Annotated in this window: 21 protein-coding genes and 1 tRNA gene; 2 read left to right on the plus strand and 20 right to left on the minus strand. The window is 33.3% G+C overall.

What is annotated here, in order from left to right; genetic code table 11:
* Position 1: 1 nt before the first annotated feature.
* The 6 genes from mraY to bshC all read right to left on the minus strand — a co-directional run bounded on the left by mraY (position 2) and on the right by bshC (position 7,018).
* On the minus strand, positions 2 to 967 hold the full coding sequence (mraY, locus tag FNL83_RS08135) for a phospho-N-acetylmuramoyl-pentapeptide-transferase (RefSeq protein WP_001830122.1): 966 nt from the start codon (positions 965 to 967) through the stop codon (positions 2 to 4).
* A gap of 188 nt (positions 968 to 1,155) precedes the next feature.
* Positions 1,156 to 3,486: a penicillin-binding protein gene (locus FNL83_RS08140; RefSeq protein ID WP_002489769.1), complete on the minus strand. Its 2,331-nt coding sequence runs from the start codon at positions 3,484 to 3,486 to the stop codon at positions 1,156 to 1,158.
* Positions 3,467 to 3,868 (minus strand): cell division protein FtsL, encoded by a 402-nt coding sequence (gene ftsL, locus FNL83_RS08145; protein WP_002446224.1) that lies wholly within the window; start codon positions 3,866 to 3,868, stop codon positions 3,467 to 3,469. The genes FNL83_RS08140 and ftsL overlap by 20 nt, the downstream gene beginning before the upstream one ends.
* Positions 3,869 to 3,880: 12 nt before the next feature.
* Complete coding sequence (gene rsmH, locus FNL83_RS08150; protein ID WP_001830134.1) at positions 3,881 to 4,816, minus strand: 16S rRNA (cytosine(1402)-N(4))-methyltransferase RsmH; 936 nt, start codon at positions 4,814 to 4,816, stop codon at positions 3,881 to 3,883.
* A 14-nt stretch (positions 4,817 to 4,830) separates the two neighbouring features.
* The gene (gene mraZ / locus FNL83_RS08155; protein ID WP_001830185.1) at positions 4,831 to 5,262 is read right to left on the minus strand and encodes a division/cell wall cluster transcriptional repressor MraZ; all 432 of its coding nucleotides are present in this window, start codon (positions 5,260 to 5,262) and stop codon (positions 4,831 to 4,833) included.
* A gap of 142 nt (positions 5,263 to 5,404) precedes the next feature.
* Complete coding sequence (gene bshC / locus FNL83_RS08160; RefSeq protein ID WP_002439402.1) at positions 5,405 to 7,018, minus strand: bacillithiol biosynthesis cysteine-adding enzyme BshC; 1,614 nt, start codon at positions 7,016 to 7,018, stop codon at positions 5,405 to 5,407.
* 183 nt (positions 7,019 to 7,201) lie between these two features.
* Between bshC and FNL83_RS08165 the strand changes: the two genes are divergently transcribed.
* Entirely contained in the window at positions 7,202 to 7,642 is a 441-nt protein-coding gene (locus FNL83_RS08165) for an N-acetyltransferase (protein ID WP_001830066.1), read from the plus strand.
* Positions 7,643 to 7,750: 108 nt separating this feature from the next.
* Here the strand turns inward: FNL83_RS08165 and FNL83_RS08170 are convergent, their stop codons facing one another.
* The 5 genes from FNL83_RS08170 to FNL83_RS08190 all read right to left on the minus strand — a co-directional run bounded on the left by FNL83_RS08170 (position 7,751) and on the right by FNL83_RS08190 (position 9,242).
* Entirely contained in the window at positions 7,751 to 8,437 is a 687-nt protein-coding gene (locus tag FNL83_RS08170; RefSeq protein WP_002485010.1) for a YjjG family noncanonical pyrimidine nucleotidase, read from the minus strand.
* A gap of 107 nt (positions 8,438 to 8,544) precedes the next feature.
* Positions 8,545 to 8,679, minus strand: a complete 135-nt coding sequence (locus FNL83_RS08175; RefSeq protein ID WP_001830095.1) for a beta-class phenol-soluble modulin — start codon at positions 8,677 to 8,679, stop codon at positions 8,545 to 8,547.
* Positions 8,680 to 8,734: 55 nt separating this feature from the next.
* Entirely contained in the window at positions 8,735 to 8,869 is a 135-nt protein-coding gene (locus tag FNL83_RS08180) for a beta-class phenol-soluble modulin (protein ID WP_001830095.1), read from the minus strand.
* A 51-nt stretch (positions 8,870 to 8,920) separates the two neighbouring features.
* Positions 8,921 to 9,055 (minus strand): beta-class phenol-soluble modulin, encoded by a 135-nt coding sequence (locus tag FNL83_RS08185; RefSeq protein ID WP_001830190.1) that lies wholly within the window; start codon positions 9,053 to 9,055, stop codon positions 8,921 to 8,923.
* Between the two features lie 55 nt (positions 9,056 to 9,110).
* Positions 9,111 to 9,242, minus strand: coding sequence for a beta-class phenol-soluble modulin (locus tag FNL83_RS08190; protein WP_001830076.1), 132 nt, complete (start codon positions 9,240 to 9,242; stop codon positions 9,111 to 9,113).
* Positions 9,243 to 9,592: 350 nt separating this feature from the next.
* Here FNL83_RS08190 and FNL83_RS08195 point away from each other — a divergent pair.
* Positions 9,593 to 9,666 (plus strand) — tRNA-Arg (locus tag FNL83_RS08195).
* A gap of 239 nt (positions 9,667 to 9,905) precedes the next feature.
* Here FNL83_RS08195 and FNL83_RS08200 read toward each other — a convergent pair.
* From FNL83_RS08200 to trxA, 9 genes are all read right to left on the minus strand, one after another.
* Positions 9,906 to 10,415, minus strand: a complete 510-nt coding sequence (locus FNL83_RS08200; RefSeq protein WP_002485782.1) for a YfcE family phosphodiesterase — start codon at positions 10,413 to 10,415, stop codon at positions 9,906 to 9,908.
* Complete coding sequence (locus FNL83_RS08205) at positions 10,408 to 10,995, minus strand: XTP/dITP diphosphatase (protein WP_001830169.1); 588 nt, start codon at positions 10,993 to 10,995, stop codon at positions 10,408 to 10,410. Before FNL83_RS08205 ends, FNL83_RS08200 begins: the two co-directional genes overlap by 8 nt.
* Before the next feature lie 14 nt (positions 10,996 to 11,009).
* Positions 11,010 to 11,813, minus strand: a complete 804-nt coding sequence (gene racE, locus FNL83_RS08210; RefSeq protein ID WP_001830094.1) for a glutamate racemase — start codon at positions 11,811 to 11,813, stop codon at positions 11,010 to 11,012.
* A 162-nt stretch (positions 11,814 to 11,975) separates the two neighbouring features.
* Positions 11,976 to 12,818, minus strand: a complete 843-nt coding sequence (gene sdhB, locus FNL83_RS08215) for a succinate dehydrogenase iron-sulfur subunit (RefSeq protein WP_001830165.1) — start codon at positions 12,816 to 12,818, stop codon at positions 11,976 to 11,978.
* On the minus strand, positions 12,818 to 14,584 hold the full coding sequence (gene sdhA, locus FNL83_RS08220; RefSeq protein ID WP_001830193.1) for a succinate dehydrogenase flavoprotein subunit: 1,767 nt from the start codon (positions 14,582 to 14,584) through the stop codon (positions 12,818 to 12,820). The genes sdhB and sdhA overlap by 1 nt, the downstream gene beginning before the upstream one ends.
* Before the next feature lie 152 nt (positions 14,585 to 14,736).
* Positions 14,737 to 15,351 carry a succinate dehydrogenase cytochrome b558 subunit gene (locus tag FNL83_RS08225; protein WP_001830177.1) on the minus strand — a complete coding sequence of 205 codons (615 nt, stop codon included), beginning with the start codon at positions 15,349 to 15,351 and terminating at the stop codon, positions 14,737 to 14,739.
* 140 nt (positions 15,352 to 15,491) lie between these two features.
* On the minus strand, positions 15,492 to 15,686 hold the full coding sequence (locus FNL83_RS12225) for a hypothetical protein (RefSeq protein WP_002494433.1): 195 nt from the start codon (positions 15,684 to 15,686) through the stop codon (positions 15,492 to 15,494).
* A gap of 31 nt (positions 15,687 to 15,717) precedes the next feature.
* Positions 15,718 to 17,502, minus strand: coding sequence for an excinuclease ABC subunit UvrC (uvrC, locus tag FNL83_RS08235; protein WP_001830175.1), 1,785 nt, complete (start codon positions 17,500 to 17,502; stop codon positions 15,718 to 15,720).
* A 97-nt stretch (positions 17,503 to 17,599) separates the two neighbouring features.
* Complete coding sequence (trxA, locus tag FNL83_RS08240; protein WP_001830148.1) at positions 17,600 to 17,914, minus strand: thioredoxin; 315 nt, start codon at positions 17,912 to 17,914, stop codon at positions 17,600 to 17,602.
* Positions 17,915 to 18,119: the final 205 nt, after the last annotated feature.

Here is an 18,119-nt window from a genome sequence, read left to right on the forward strand (position 1 = left end):
TTTAATGCACTCCAATCCATAAACCTATTAATCCTGTAATTAAACCTACCGTCCAAAATACTGTTACTACCTTCCATTCACCCCAACCACTTAATTCGAAGTGGTGATGTATAGGACTCATCTTGAAAATACGTTTCTTCGTTAATTTATATGAGGCTACTTGTAACATTACAGATAATGTCTCAACTACAAACACAAAACCAATTAATATTAATGATAATTCTTGATTCAACATGATTGAAATCGTTGCAAAAATACCACCTAGAGCAAGACTTCCTGTGTCTCCCATGAAAACTTTCGCTGGATTTAAATTGTAAGGTAAGAAACCTAGTAAAGCGAAAATCATTATAATACAAAATATGCCAATAGCCGGTGAATCTAACATGTAACTCATTACAGCATACATTGCAAAACCTATTATTGACAAACCGGTTGCCAATCCATCTAAACCATCAGTTAAGTTTACAGCATTTGAGAAACCAACTTGCCAAAAGACGATAAATATCACGTAAGCAAATGACAACGGAATATCAAAATTCACAAATGGAATATGCAAATCTGTCGTAAAATGCACAAGGTGAAATACATCACTTAGCACAAAGAATATAACTGCAATAATTATTTGTGCTAGAAACTTTTGTTTACTAGTTAATCCTTGGTTATTCTTTTTAACTACAATAATATAGTCATCAATAAATCCAATAAGACCAAAACCGATTGTTACAAATAGTAACAAAATAATTGGATTTGAATGGTCTACAAAGATAATTGCAATGATAGAGGAAATTATAATACTAATTAAAAATGTAAGCCCACCCATAGTAGGAGTACCTGTTTTTTTCATATGGCTTTGAGGCCCTTCCTCACGGATACTTTGTCCAAACTTCATACGTTTCAATGTTGGAATAAGTATAGGGACTAAAATAAATGTTATCAGTAATGCGATGATTGCGTATATAAAGATCATATAAATCTCCTTTTCTTCACTTTCTAATTTTAGCTCTTTTTATTTGTAAATAACCTTTAATATTTTATCAGTTTTTGTTTTATTTTAATATACGACATTATCTATTTATTAAATAAGGTTGGGACCATTTGTGAGCTAATCCCTAAAATGTTAATCCCAACCTGTTGTTGATATCAAGTTCTCTTAAATTAATTATTTCTCTCAGAACCTGATGTTTCATTTGTGCTGTCATCAGAATCATTTTTCGAGTCGGCGTTTGACTTATCATTCTTAGTTGACGAAGATGTATTTGAATGATCCTCATCAGCTTTATCTTTCTTTGATTTGTTATCCGAAGAGTCCTCATCAGTTTTCTCTTGGTCATCATCCGTATCTTCAGCAGATAATGACACTTCTATCTTATCTTTATTTTTAATGATTTGACCTTTTGAGATACTTTGATTCGTGACAAATCCATTACCTTTAGTAGAAACTTTAATTTTCGTTAAATCTTCAAAAGCAAGTACATCTTCCTTTGTCCATCCGGTCATATCCGGCATTGTTAATTCCCCGTCTGTCATTAACATTACTTTACTGTGTGGTAGGACTTTGGTACCTGACTTAACTGATTGTTGTTTAATTTGTTTGCCATTACCAATCGTAATAGGTTTAAGAGATTGAGCATTGACGCTATCCTCTGCTTTTTGAACTTCATCTCCTTGCACGTTAGGCACTTTACTATAGTCAGTTTTTGATGAAGTATCACTAGATTTTCCAACATTTAAATATTTCAGCGTATTCTCCATAATTGGTTTAAATGCTTTGCTCACACCCATTTCATATGCTTCTTGATCATTTTTTTGAGCAAGACTCATACCTGCATAGACAATGACTTTAGGTTTTTTCTTAGGTGCATCCCCAATGAAGCTTACAAAGTAAGGATTTTCACCTTTAACATAACCGCCTCCATTTGAATCAGCTACTTGTGCTGTTCCTGTCTTACCTTCAATATCATAACCTTTTACGCGATAATTCATAGCATGACTCTTCTTACTATTTACTACTTTATCAAGTTCTTCTTCAACTTTATTGGCTGTTTCTTCCGTTACTGGTTTACCGGCAAACTCTTTTTTACCAGAGTAATAATTCTTTTTAGTTATTGGATTATCAATACTACTTACAAACCATGGTTTAAGCATATTCCCTTTATTAAAGAAAGCCGATTGTGCTTGAATCATTTGAGCAGGGGTAACAGTTGTGGATTGACCAAATGCTGACGTTTTTTGTTGTAATTCATTTGCCCAACCAATATTACCTGCAGCTTCTCCATCAAACATACCACCTGTTTTTTTGCCAAATCCAAAGCGTTCATACCAAGATTTCATTTTATCGGCACCAACCAAATCTTGTAAGTGCATCATCAACGTATTTGATGAATAAGTAAAACCTAACGACATAGGTATACGTCCCCAACCAGTTTTATTCCAATCGGAAATTTCAGAGCCCATAATATTTCTATGACCTGATTTATACTTTTCATCCGGTTTGAATTTACCTTCTTGAATTGCTGCAGCTAAGCCGTATGTTTTAAAAGTAGAGCCCGGTTCATATGTATTTTGATATAAATCGTTTGCCCACTTTTTGCCAAAATCTTTACCTGTTTCAGGGTTAAAAGTCGGACGTTGGCTATATGCAAGTATTTCACCAGTTTTTGCGTCCATTACTACTGCAAATAAATCTTTTGGAGCATAGCGTTCAACCATGTCATCAAGAGCTTCTTCCACAAAGACTTGTATATTAGAATCAATTGTTAAGTGTACATCGTCTCCACGTTTAGGTTGCTGCTCTTTCTTCGTATTAGGTGCGATGTAGCCCCCCCATATATCATGTATATATTTAAGTGCACCTCTTGATCCATTTAAATAACTATTGAATATTTTTTCAACACCTAATGCACCATTTAATTCACCAGTATCAGGATCTTTCTGTGCCATCCCTATTAAATGGGAGGCAAAATTACCATTAGGATAAAACCGCTCAGTTTCTGGGTAAAGTGCTATACCAGGTAATTTCATTTTCTCTATTTTTTCTTTTTCTTGATAAGTTAAATTAGTACCTTTCTGACCAAATTCGATTTGAAAGGCTTTCTTATTATTAAGTCGTTTTTCTATTTCGTCAGCGTCCATATCTATGATTTCAGCTAATTTTTTTGCTGTCTTTTTTTTATCAACCACGTGTCGCGGCTTTTTACTTTCTTTACTTGCTTTTTTATCCACAACTGCAACAAGTTTATATCTTTCTACATCTTCTGCTAAAACTTTACCATTACGATCATAAATCTTACCTCGTTCTGGTTGTTGAGAATTTTTGACTAAGTATTTCTCATTTGCTTTCATAATTAAATCTTGACCATTAGAGTGGCCAGTAATCATTACATAAGAAAACCTTAGCACCAATATAAAAAAGAGCAGTCCGAATAAACCAACAAGTAGGACTGCTCCTATTTTATTTTTTTTAATTTTAATTTTTCGCTTCGCCATTATTACGCACTACCTTTACATTGTCGTTCTCTAGGCTCATGCCCTGCTTCTTAGCCTTGTCGTAAATGCGTTCATATGAAGAATTTTTCTTAATTTCAGACTTTAATGCGCTGTTCTCACTAGATTGTTTCTCTATTTTTTGATCTAAATCTGCAATTTTTCCTCGCGTATCGTACGCATCCATTTTTAAAGATAGCATATAAATACTTATTAGAGCAATTACAGTTATTAAAGCTATGTATAAAATTTTTTCAAATCTAGTAAGTTGAACAACAACTTTTCTTTTAACGGTTTGTTTTTCAGGACTCGATTGTGGTTGTCTTTGTGGGATACTGGTTTGTGTCGCTTCATCATAAGGTTGATAAATTTTTTCTACAGCCATTACACTTACTCCTTATTTTAATATTTCTGCTACGCGTAACTTGGCGCTACGTGCTCGATTGTTTTCGTTTAAATCGTCATCAGTAGCGGTAATCGGTTTACGATTTACTCGTTTTAACTTAGGTGTATATGCTTCAGGAATAACGGGTAGACCTCTTGGTACGTCTGGACCTTTCTCAAACTCTTGGAAAATTTGTTTACACAAACGATCTTCCAAAGAGTGGAAAGTAATAACTGAAATTCTACCTCCGACCTTCACACATTCAATGGCTTGCTCAACTGAATCTTCAAAAGCTGATAACTCATCATTCACAGCAATTCGAATAGCTTGGAACACGCGTTTCGCAGGATGTCCCCCTTTTCGTCTTGCTTTCGCTGGTATGCCTTCTTTAATGACATCAACTAGTTCTAAAGTTGTTTCTATAGGTTGTTGTTCTCGATGGGCTTCAATTCTGCGTGCAATCTGTTTAGAAAATTTCTCTTCGCCGTAACGAAAGAAAATCCTAACTAATGCTTCATAAGACCATTGATTAACTACTTCATACGCAGAAAGTGATTGTGTTTGATCCATTCGCATATCTAGTTTCGCATCATTGTGATAACTAAAGCCTCTTTCAGGCACATCCAATTGCGGGCTTGAAACACCTAAGTCATAATAAATACCATCTACTTTTTCAATTTCTAATTCATTTAAAATATTTGTTAATTCTCGAAAGTTGTTATGAACAAAAGTGACTTTGTGCAAATGTTCTTTTAAAACTTCTTTCGCATTTTCTATGGCTGTTAAATCTTGATCAATCGCAATAAGTCTACCTTTATCATTTAATTGATTAAGTAAATAGAGGGCATGTCCTGCTCCACCCAACGTACAGTCAACATACACACCATCTTCTTTAATATTTAAATAATCAATGGTTTCGTTTAACATGACGCTCACATGATGAAACATCTAAATTCCTCCATTTAAAAATCAAAATCTATTAAATCTTCAGCAATGTCTTCGAAACTTTCTTCAGATTCATCATAGAAATCATTCCAAGTTTCTCTGTCCCAAATCTCAATACGATTTGAGACACCAATTACTGTACATTCCTTACTTAAATTGGCATATTTCCTTAAATTTTGCGGAATATTAATACGCCCTTGTTTATCTAATTCTACTTCTACAGCACCTGAGAAGAACATACGCATAAATTTACGCGCGTCTTTTTTTGTCATAGGTAAGGTTTTCATCTTCTCTTCAATTTGCTGCCACTCTTCTAGAGTGTAACCAAATAAACATTTATCAAGGCCTCTTGTGATAATAAAACGTTCATTTAGATCATAACGAAACTTGGACGGTATAATCATACGTCCTTTTGTATCCAATTGATGATCGAATTCTCCCATGAACATTTTTTATCACCTCACCTTATTTATAATTTACCACATCTCCCCACTATCCTCCACTAATTATACAAAAAAGGTGCAAATAATTTGCTCAAACACAAAAAACCCGTTTTATCTTTAAGATAAAACGGGCAAAAATACTGTCATATCAAGGATTTATAATCAAATGATCAAACGAGTAAGAAAGTGGTGGATAGGTGGAGGGACTGAACACATCTATCCCAAAATCATTCATAATTTGAAGTGGATTCCAAACTCTTTCTTGTAGACCACCCATTGGATGGAGTGTTTCACTAATTTCTCTAAACTGTCGCATACTTATATCATTTTCTCTTTCAATATTCAGTAAGTACCGTTTGATTAAATAATCGTACTGATTGAGATGAATTTGATTATTTTTTTCTAAAAGAAGTTGGTTGTCATGGTTATTTTCCACATAGGTGAATAAATTGTTATAAAGTTCTTGTTGCTGAATTTTCATTTCTTCTACTTCATTTATAAAATTATTTGATGCTTTTTCACGAACAAAACGTTGACGTTCCTGTTCTACTCCATTAGCAATGACAGACTCTATCGATAAATTATATTGTTTTAATAACTTTTTAGTTCTAGCATACAAATACGTGATTCTTAATCTTGGCATAACAATAGGCATTTCTACATTTAACGTATCGAAAACACCTTTTAATTCTGCCCAATATTTGATTTCGCTTGGACCTCCGATAAATGCTACTGTGTTAAACAACCATTCCTCTACAACTGGACGAGTAACAACATTATTAGAAATTCTTTCAGGCTCTCTTTCTATAATATCTAATAAATTTTGTTTCGTGTAACGTTTCTCAGTTTTATTCAGTTTAAAATAAGTGCCATCAAAATTTAAAAGCTGTCTCATTCCGTCTTCATGGATAAATAAATGTGTGTTTGTCTCTGTTTGTATCATTGATGGAAGTTGTTGTTGAGTTGTTCGTATCTGAGTTTCACGAAAAGATTGATCGACTTGATTCCTCTTTTCTAATATCTCTTTAAACAACGGTTTCTCCATCTGTCTTAATTCAGGGTATTGAGCATCAATAAGTAAAATCCCATAATCCTTAAACACTTCATGTATCAATCCCTTAAAAATATCAGTCCATGAATCAAATTGATTAATAATATTGACGCACATTTGATAAACATCTTGAGTATGTACAGTTTCCTTCATTTCTTTAAAAAAGTGATTTAATGATGCTTTTAATTCGTTCTTATCAGGAGTATATCTTGAAACATTACTATCTGGTGGTGTCATCGTATGATACTTTACTTTTTTCAAGGTAGTTTCTTTATTATTGAATGCATACGTATGATTCACCTCTTCAAAATCATGGTCCTCACCTGCAATCCAAAACACAGGTACAATAGGAGTATCATATTCCTCAGAAAGTTGACGACTTAAAGTTATAATTGAGAAAATCTTATGAAACGTATACAGTGGACCCCCAAAAAGACCAGCTTGTTGTCCACCAATCACTACTTTTGCACCATCAGCTAAAGCATCTATGTTATTCAGCTGCTGATGTGTTAACTTTAATTCATTCATGTAAGATTTAATCACTCGTGATAAATGAAATTCCCTTCCATTATTAGGTGTTTTTAATCTTCTATAAAAGCTTTCCTTTTTCGCTGCATCATATTCATAAAAAGATGTAATTTGAGATTCACTATTTTTTATTTTATTAATGAACTGATCCTGTTCAGTTAACTTTAACGTATTACACTTCATGTATTTACTCCTTCATTATCACTATTCCTCATATAGTATAAAGATTATATTTCTCATTGACAATTTAACGGCTTATAAATTAATTTATCTAAATTTTTTACAAATCAACTAAGTATGATTATTAAATGAAAAAGCATTTTAAAGAGGGTATAATAAAATAAAGAAACAAAGGGGGATAACGTTATGGGTGAAGTTAAACATTTACAAATCAATTACAAAACAGATGAGCTTTTCGCTGATTTCAGAGAATTTGGTAACAAGAACCTATATATGATTGAGGAGTTAAAGGGACAAATGATTGATGCAAGTTCCGATTCTCCTTTTTATGGAATTTTTGTTGGTAATAAATTAGTTGCGAGAATGGCATTACTTGATAAAGGAGAAGTAGAAGAAACCTATTTCCCTAATAGCAATGACTATATTCTTCTTTGGAAATTAGAAGTATTAGATACGTACCAAAGACGTGGATATGCTAAGCAACTATTAAACTTTGCTAAAGAAAATAAAAAACCAATTAAAGCTATTGCTAGAAATAACTCAAAAGAATTCTTTTTAAAACAGGGTTTTAAAGATGTAGAAACCAAAAATCCTGAGGGGCACGACATCTTAATATGGAATCCATAATGTCGTAACAATAATATATATCAACTAAACTGAGCCAACACTTGTAATGATAAATTCTACAAGTGTTGGCTCAACTTATACTTCTTCAATTGTCTTTATCTCTTCTATTCACTCAACAATGCGAATCATTTCTGATAAATCATTAATGATATAATCCGGTTGAATAGACGTATGGTTTTCTTTTTGTCTAATATTAAACCAACATGTTGATATATTAGCATTTTTACCACCTAATATGTCAGACGTTAAAGAATCTCCCACAATTAGAGTTTGATTCCTGTTATTCTCTCCGATATGTTCAAACACAAAATCGAAGAACTCTGTCATCGGCTTTTGAAATCCAGCTTTTTCAGATATAAAGACATCTTGAAATATTTCATTAAATTGTGTCTGAGCAATTCGTCGTAGCTGTGTTTCTGTTACACCATTGGTTACTATATAGAGAGAATGATTTAATTTTAATTGTTGTATAACTTCTAATGTATGATCAAATAATTTAACTGGTGCCATTGCTAATTCAGCTCTAAAGCACTTATCAGCTTCTTTTCCATTTACATGAATTTGATAGTCATTAAAATAATTAATAAATCGTTGTGACAGCACTTCATCTTTAGTCAATTTATTTTGTTGAAATGCTTCCCAATGCGCTTGGTTCACTTTCTTAAAATGTTCGAAATCCTGTTGAGTTGGCTGATGATTGTATTTCTGTGCTAAATTATAAAACGCTTTTTTCTCAGCGTCATAAAAATCCACTAATGTATCGTCGAAATCAAATAATATATTTTTGAATTTCATATTCAAATCTCCTATTTATTAACAATCTTTTTTTACTAAAATAGTAACAAATAAAATGGCACAAAAAAAGACCAGAGCATTCGCTCTGGCCAATACCTAATCGTGTATTAGAAACCGAAGATTTTACCTAATACGCTAACGCCACTTTCTACGATATCAACGATACTAGTTCCTAATTTAGTCCAATCTTGGTCTTGTGCTGCTTTTACTGTATTTGCAATAGCTTCTGCTAATTTTGACATGTTTATCTCTCCCTAATTAATTATTTAAATTTATATTTTAAAAAACTAAGATTAATTAAAATCCGAAGATTTTACCTAATACGCTAACGCCACTTTCTACGATGTCAACGATACTAGTTCCTAATTTAGTCCAATCTTGATCTTGTGCTGCTTTTACTGTATTTGCAATAGCTTCTGCTAATTTTGACATGTTTATCTCTCCCTAATTAATTATTTAAATTTTAAAGTTTTAATTTTTAAATTATTGACCTAATAATTTAGAAATAATACTAACACCATTTTCAACAATACCAGCGATGCCTGAAGCTAATTGAGACCAATCTTGGTTGATTCCTGCATCTACTACACTTCTAATTGCGTCAAATAATTGTTCCATTATTCAAAACTCCTTTAAATAAATTTTATTATTATGCTAGATCGTTGATGATGAACTAATTTCCCAAAAATCGATTCACCATATCAACGCTACTTTCTATGATGTTAACAATACTTGCCCCTAATTGAGTGCCATCGTTAGTGATGGCTGCTTCTAAGATGTCTTTAAAAGCGTTAAATAATTTCATTATTAACACTCCTAAATGAGTTAATAACTCCAAAACGATCGGATACGTTTTGATTCGTTATCTCTATCGTTTTGTTACCTATACTATAAAGTTAATTTGACTCAATTTGTTGCATTTTTCATACTAAGTAATTACGAGTTCCTAACTGTTGCTTTATTTAAGTTTTTTAACAGTTAGGCATGCACAACTGTATTGTGCTCGATTTTATCGATATAAACATATGAGATTTTATATCAAATTAACATTTATGTATAAAAACCTCTATTATAGTGAAAAATATAAATAATTTTTATTAGGTACCTATTGCTAAAAGACATATATTTAGATATAATAATTCTTGTGTTGAAAATGTCCTGGTAGCTCAGCTGGATAGAGCAATGGCCTTCTAAGCCATCGGTCGGGGGTTCGAATCCCTCCCAGGACGCTATAACAAAAAGGAGTCTCATTGAATGAGGCTCCTTTTTTATTTTCTAAAGTACAATAATATAATTCAACAGAGATTAAATCTCACTATTAAGTATCGAAGTGCAAACTGCATAAGGCGTAAACATCACGATAGTTTAACCTAGCCATCAATTACCACATCATTAATAAACCTGAAACATTTTAATGTCCCAGGTTTATTCTTTATATAAAAGTTTTGCTCTTATTATTCCTAACTGTCTAAAATTCAATCTTAACTGTTTCAATGATCTGATTTTCTCTATTTCTAAAATTCAAAATGATGGTATTTTCATCTTCCTTGTATACGAGTTCGGCAAAAGTTTCTTCAATTTGACTACGTGATTGAGAAATACTACCAGGATTAATTACATGGATACCACCTATTTGCTCATATTTTGCAACATGTGTATGTCCATAAAAGGCAAACAAACATCCTAATTCTTTTGCCTTTTCAGCCAGTTTCATTCGTGTTTGGTTTACTTGATAAAGATGTCCATGAGTATAAAAGGCACGGATTCCGTTTTCTTCAGTGATTTCTTCTTCTAAAAACTCTGGATAAAAATCACAATTACCTTTCACACGCTGATACAAACTAAGTTCTGTGTCATTATAACTAAATTCAGAATCCCCTAAATGTAAAAATTTATCTGCATCTTTATGTAGTTCATAAATATGATATAAGATACCTGTTTCTTTGTGATTATCACTAAGAATAATCCACTTAGACATGTTGTTCACCCTCTAAATATTCTTTTAACAGTCGAATAGCATTTCCACGATGACTGATTTTACCCTTTTCATCATTTGTAATTTCCGCCATCGTTTTATTTAATTCTGGGACAAAAAATATTGGATCATAACCAAAACCATTCTTTCCATGTCGTTCAGTTGTTATCACTCCAGAAACTGTTCCTTTAAATGTTTTTGTTTTTTCATTAGGCGCACTCATACTAATCACACAAACAAATTGAGCACGACGGTCTTGAACATCTTCTAAGTTCGTTAACAACTTTTCAATATTATCTTCATCATTCTTACCTAATCCTGCATAGCGAGCTGAATATACGCCTGGTTCTCCATTTAATGCGAACACTTCAAGTCCACTATCATCTGCAATGACACGCTTATTTAATGCATGTGCTGCCGCTTCGGATTTTAACCTAGCGTTTTCTTCAAATGTGGCACCTGTTTCTTCTACATCAAAATCCTCAATTAACTCAGAAATTCCAATAACATGTTGATTTTTAAAAATAGCTTTAAAATCGTTTATCTTACCTTGATTATTAGTTGCAATAACAATATCTTCCATATCATTCTCTCCTTCTATGAATCATCTACAGTTATTCTTTGAACTTCAACTTTCATATTTAACCATTCATCAATAATATTTTTAATATGTGTGGTGTCACCAGTCGCAAAAAATCTATGTTGGGGATGTTCTGTGTAACTGGCATGCTCATTGCTAAACGTGAGTAATGCACTTACTTCTCTTGCTGTTTCTAAGCCAGATGAGATAACTGTTTTAGTACCACTAAAATATTCATAAATAGGCTGATATAACAACGGATAGTGCGTGCATCCTAAAATAACCGTGTCCGCATCACTGTTTCTCCATTGCTTCAACGTTTGATGAATCACAATATTAGTAATTGTAGGGTCTTTATAGCGCATTTGTTCAACTAGAGGAACAAAGCCCGGACATGCAACACTATAGACATTCACATTTGGATTTATCTTTTTTATATGTGTGCGATACGCTTCTGATTTAATTGTTCCTTCAGTTCCTAAAACTAATACATTTTGATTTTTTGTAGTCATTATAGCAGTTCTTGCTCCAGGTTCGATAACACCAATGACAGGAATAGGTAATATGTTTTGTAAATAATTTAATGCAACTGCCGTAGCAGTATTGCAAGCAATAACTAGCATTTTTATATCAAATTCCATCAATTTTTGAGCTAGTTCCGTTGTGAATTTTTTAACTTCTTCTCCTGGTCTTGGACCATATGGACACCGTGCTATATCACCTAAATAATAAATAGTTTCATTTGGTAACTGTCTCATAATTTCTTTAGCTACAGTAAGACCACCAACACCTGAATCAATGACTCCAATAGGTTTATTCATACTTCTTCACCCTTATTTTTACAATTACCTTACATTGTATCACAGTATCATATAACTGTAGATATTTACGTTTATAGTTCTTGTAAAGTGATATTCCTATCTTTATTCTACAATCATCAAAAAATGACCAAGGCAAGGTTGCCTTGGTCACTATAAGCTATATTAATCTACTTGGTGGTCAGAACCAAAGAATGATTTAAACATATGGAAAGAAGTTTCTCTATTCATTGCGGCAATTGACGTTGTCAATGGTATACCTTTAGGACATGCATTCACACAATTTTGAGAATTACCACATTCTTGCAGTCCTCCTGCACTCATCAATGCATCTAAACGCTCATCTTTAGTCATGGAACCTGTAGGATGTAAGTCGAACAAACGTACTTGAGAAATAGCTTGTGCACCAACAAATTTATTATTTTTTGTGACATTTGGACATACTTCTAAGCATACACCACAAGTCATACATTTAGACAATTCATATGCAGTTTGGCGTTTTTTCTCTGGCATACGTGGTCCAGGTCCTAAGTCATATGTTCCATCAATAGGAATCCATGCTTTCATTCGTTTTAAGTTATCGAACATTCTTGAGCGATCAACTTGTAAATCTCGAATGACAGGGAAAGTACTCATTGGTTCAAGACGAATTGGTTGTTCTAATTGATCAACAATAGCTGAACATGATTGTCTTGCACGGCCGTTAATAACCATTGAACAAGCGCCACATACTTCTTCGAGGCAATTCATATCCCATGTGACTGGTGTCGTTTTTTCGCCTTTAGAGTTGACTGGATTTCGTCTGATTTCCATTAAACATGCAATTACGTTTAAATTTTCCTTATAAGGAATTTCAAATGATTCTTCATAAGGTTTTGATTCGCTATTATCTTGACGTTTAATTATCAATTTTACTGTTTTTTGTTTTGGTTGTTGATTTTGACCTTGTACTTGAGTTTGTGGATTACTTTGAGTTTTTGGAGTTTCTTTTAATGATTGATTAGCCATTACTTATTACCTCCTTTAGACTTACTTGTGTAGTCACGCTTACGAGGTGGAATTAAACTTACATCTACTGGCTCATAAGTAAATTCTGGCTTTTCACTTCTACCTTTATAACGAGCCATGGTTGTTTTTAACCATTCTTCATCATTACGTTCTGGGAATTCAGGTTTGTAATGTGCACCTCTAGATTCGTTACGATTATATGCACCAATCGTAATCACACGAGCAAGAACCAACATATTCCATAATTGTCGTGTGAAGAATACTGCTTGGTTGCTCCATGTTTGCGTATCTTCCATATCGATATCTTCATAACGTTTCATAAGCTCTTGAATTTTTTTATCTGTTTCAAGCAACTTTTCATTTTCACGAACTACAGTTACGTTAGCTGTCATAATTTCACCTAATTCACGGTGAAGTTTATAAGCATTTTCAGTTCCACGCATATTTAATAAATGATCAAATCTTTCTTTCTCTTCTTTAACACGAGCTTCGAAAATACTGTCATCTAGATCTGTATACGATTTTTCAACATTTTCAACATATTTGATAGCGTTAGGACCTGCTACTGTACCTCCATAAATAGCTGAAAGTAAAGAATTGGCACCTAAACGGTTACCACCATGTTGTGAGAAATCACATTCTCCAGCTGCAAATAACCCTTTGATATTAGTCATTTGATCATAGTCTACGTATAAACCACCCATTGAATAATGCACTGCTGGGAAGATTTTCATTGGAACTTTACGTGGATCATCACCTGTGAATTTTTCATAAATTTCAATAATACCACCTAATTTAACATCCAATTCGTGTGGATCTTTATGAGATAAATCAAGGTATACCATGTTTTCTCCATTGATACCTAACTTTTGGTTAATACAAACATCGAAAATTTCACGTGTCGCTATATCACGTGGAACCAAGTTACCATAGTCTGGATATTTTTCTTCTAAGAAGTACCAAGGTTTACCATCTTTATACGTCCAAATACGTCCACCTTCACCACGAGCTGATTCACTCATAAGACGTAATTTGTCATCTCCAGGAATCGCAGTCGGATGTATTTGGATGAATTCACCATTTGCATAAATCGCACCTTGCTGATAAACGATTGACGCCGCTGAACCTGTATTAATCATTGAATTCGTCGTTTTACCAAAGATAATACCAGGACCACCTGTTGCCATGATGACAGCATCTGAACCGAATGATTGAATTTCTGATGTTGTCATATTTTGAGCGACAATACCTCTTGCAGCATCTTCTTCGTCTTTAACAATACCTAGAAATTCCCATCCTTCGTATTTAGTTACTAAACCATCTACCTCAAATGAACGAACTTGCTCATCTAATGCATAAAGCAATTGTTGACCTGTCGTTGCGCCAGCAAAAGCTGTTCTATGATGTAGTGTACCGCCAAAACGTCTAAAGTCTAATAAGCCTTCTTTCGTTCTGTTAAACATAACCCCCATACGATCTAACAGATGGATGATTTTAGGTGCAGCATCAGCCATTGCTTTGACTGGTGGTTGATTAGCCAGGAAGTCTCCACCATAAACAGTATCATCAAAGTGAATCCACGGTGAATCTCCCTCACCTTTAGTATTAACAGCACCATTTATGCCACCTTGTGCACAAACAGAGTGCGAACGCTTTACCGGTACAATGGAAAATAAATCTACATGTGCACCTTGTTCTGCCGCTTTAATTGTTGACATCAGACCAGCTAGTCCTCCACCGACAACAATAATTTTTTTCTCTGCCATAGAAATGTCACTCCCCTGAATATTTAAATCTAAAGCCCTACTTTTAATTTCAGATATAAACTAAATACGAAACAGTTAATTTTTAACGTTTCATAATTTCTAAGTAGTAAATTTATCTATACTCGCTTGTTTCAAAATGAAAATTCGTATACTTATATAAACGCAATAACGGCTGCAACACCAATATAAGAAATCACTAAAAATACTATGAGTGAAATCCAAGTAAAAACACGTTGTGATTTTTTAGATTGTAAAAAGCCCCATGTTACACAAAATGACCATAAACCATTAGCAAAATGGAAAACAACAGCAATGACACAAATAATGTAAAAGATTGCCCATAACGGATGTTGTAATGTTTCATGCATTAGATTATAGTCCACAGATTTACCATAAAAAGCTTTTTGCAAACGTGTTTGCCATAAGTGCATTGCAATAAAAACAAATGCTAAAATACCACTTACACGTTGGAAGAAAAACATCCAGTTTCTAAATAATGAGTAATGCCCGATGTTCTCCTTAGCAGTGAATGCGATGTGTAAACCGAACAAACCATGGTATAACAATGGTATATAAATAAGTATAAATTCCATCACAATAAGGAATGGTAAAGATTCCATAAATCCTGAAGCTCTATTAAAAGCTTCAGCACCTTGCGTTGCTTGATGGTTTACCATTAAGTGTACAATTAAAAATGCACCTATCGGAATAACCCCTAATAACGAATGTAATCTTCTAAGGTAAAATTCATTCTTTGATTGAGCCAAAAAGAGTCCCCCCTGCGAAACATATAATTTAAATTGCTAATTCTTAGAAACTTGTATGCAAAATGCCCTAAAGTTTTACATAAAAGACCAGCGTTGATTTACTTTTTTATTTAGTACTTGTCTATATAATTAATATCGACCTATACACAAGTAGGACTTAAAAAAGTAAAAAGCCAGTCATTGAGCAGAAAGTTTAAAAGTTTTGGAAATCTATTAGTTGTGACAATCAACATGAAGTGATAACTCTTCTTATTTAGAAAACGCTTCCATACAACTTTAAAAAAATTAGCTTTTGTTACGTACATTGTAACATTAATTTCACAATTTTTGGGCATGAGAATGATTCTCATGCCCACTTTTTAATAATTATTTGTTTTGTAACGCGTTTTGAAGGTTTTTAGCAACCTTTTCAGGCAAGCCTGCTTGTCGTAATTCATCAAAGGATGCTTCTTTCATTTTCTTAATCGATCCAAATGTACGTAATAATGAAGTTTTTCTCTTAGTTCCAATACCATCAATGTCATCTAGAACAGATTTCAGACCTGTTTTTTGACGTGTTTGTCGGTGGAATGTAATTGCAAATCGATGAACCTCATCTTGTATGCGGTGTAATAGATAAAATGCTTGACTGTTCTTTTTTAAAGGTACTATTTCAGCACTTGCTCCATAAAGTAGTTCAGATGTTTGGTGTTTATCATTTTTTTGTAAACCAGCAACTGGTATATCTAGCCCAAGCTCATTTTCGAGTACATCCATCACACCATTCATATGACCTTTCCCACCATCAACTATTATTAAATCTGGTAGAGGTAGCCCCTCGTTGAGTACACGTGTATAGCGTCTACGAACGACCTCTCTCATAGATTTATAATCATCAGGTCCTTCCACTGTTTTAATCTTATATTTTCGATAATCTTTTTTATGAGGTTTGCCATCTACAAATGTAACCATTGCTGAAACTGGATCAACACCTTGAATATTTGAATTATCAAAAGCTTCAATTCTTATTGGTGTTTGGATACCCATACGCTCTCCTAATTCTTCAATTGCTTTGATTGTTCTTGACTCATCTCTAGCAATTAATTCAAATTTATTATCGAGTTGTACTTCAGCATTGTGATTCGCTAAATTAATCATGTCTTTTTTAGCTCCTCGTACTGGTTGAACAATCTTAGTATCTACCACTGACTGAATGATGTCTTTATCAAGATTTTTAGGTACATGAACTTCCTTAGGTAATAGATGCTGATTTAAACTATAAAATTGACCTATAAAAGTATAAAATTCTTCTTCCTCTGTTTGTTGTAACGGTATCATTGTAGCATCACGTTTTATCATATTACCTTGTCTAACGAAGAAGACTTGAACACACATCCAGCCTTTAGAAACACTATAACCAAAAACATCTCTAATTGTATTATCTGAAGACATAATCTTTTGTTTTTTAGTTAAATTGTGAATGTGTTGAATCATATCTCTATATTCTTTTGCTTGTTCAAAATCTAACTGTTCACTCGCTTTATTCATGCGGTCTTCTAAATGATGCAAAATTGTTTTATCTTCCCCATTTAGAAAGTCCGTAATTTCTTTTGTCATTTGAGCATACTTCTCTAAATCAACATCATAGACACACGGTCCCATGCATTGTCCAATATGGTAATAAAGACACAGCTTATCTGGCATATTATCGCATTTTCTAAATGGATAGATACGATCAAGTAATTTCTTTGTTTCTTGTGCAGAATATGCATTAGGGTATGGACCAAAGTATTTGCCTGAATTCTTTTTTACAGTACGAGTAACAAGTAATCGTGGATGCTTTTCTTTGGTAATTTTAATAAAAGGGTAACTTTTATCATCTTTTAATAAAATATTATATCGGGGTTGATACTGTTTTATAAGATTAAGCTCTAGCAGTAGCGATTCTGTCTCACTTGATGTCACGATAAATTCAAAGTTACGTATTTCTCCAACCAAACGGGTTGTTTTAGCATCATGTGCGCCTGTAAAATAAGAACGTAGACGATTTCTTAAACGCTTTGCCTTCCCCACATATATAACCTGATCATTTCTATCTTTCATTAAGTAACAACCCGGCTCTAAAGGGACTACGTTTAATTTTTCTTTAATTTTCTTTTGATATTCCTCCAAAGGGCTCCTCCTTTCCATTATCAAATTGATTAATGAAAACAAAATAAAGCTGGAGCAATTACTCAATGTAATGCCCCAGTCTTTATTTATGTTAATCTTATAGATGTTTATCTAATACTTCTGCCAAGTTTTCTTTAGGTTGGAAACCTACAACTTTATCAACTGGTTCGCCATCTTTAAATACAATTAAAGTTGGGATACTCATTACTTCATATTTCGCTGCAGTTGATGGGTTTTCGTCAACATCTAATTTTAAGATGTCAGCTTTACCATCATAGTCTCCTGCTAGTTCTTCTAAAACTGGTGCAATCATTTTACAAGGTCCACACCAAGTCGCCCAGAAATCAACTAATTTAACACCAGATTCAATTTTGCTATCAAAATCAGAATCAGTTACTTTTACGATTGCCATAATGCCAATCCTCCTTAATTTTCAATGATGAACAAATTATAACAGAGATTAATCACCTTTGCATTATAGATGCTCTTAACACACTTAGCGAGTTTAGAGCGTCTTAACACACTAGTTATTAGGCTAATGTGCGCCCTTGTCCTCTCTTAAACTTTATACTTGATATTAAGCACTTTTTATTAAATATTTTTAATACTGAGTTCTA

The sequence above is a fragment of the Staphylococcus epidermidis genome, assembly GCF_006742205.1.
Lineage (GTDB): Bacteria > Bacillota > Bacilli > Staphylococcales > Staphylococcaceae > Staphylococcus > Staphylococcus epidermidis.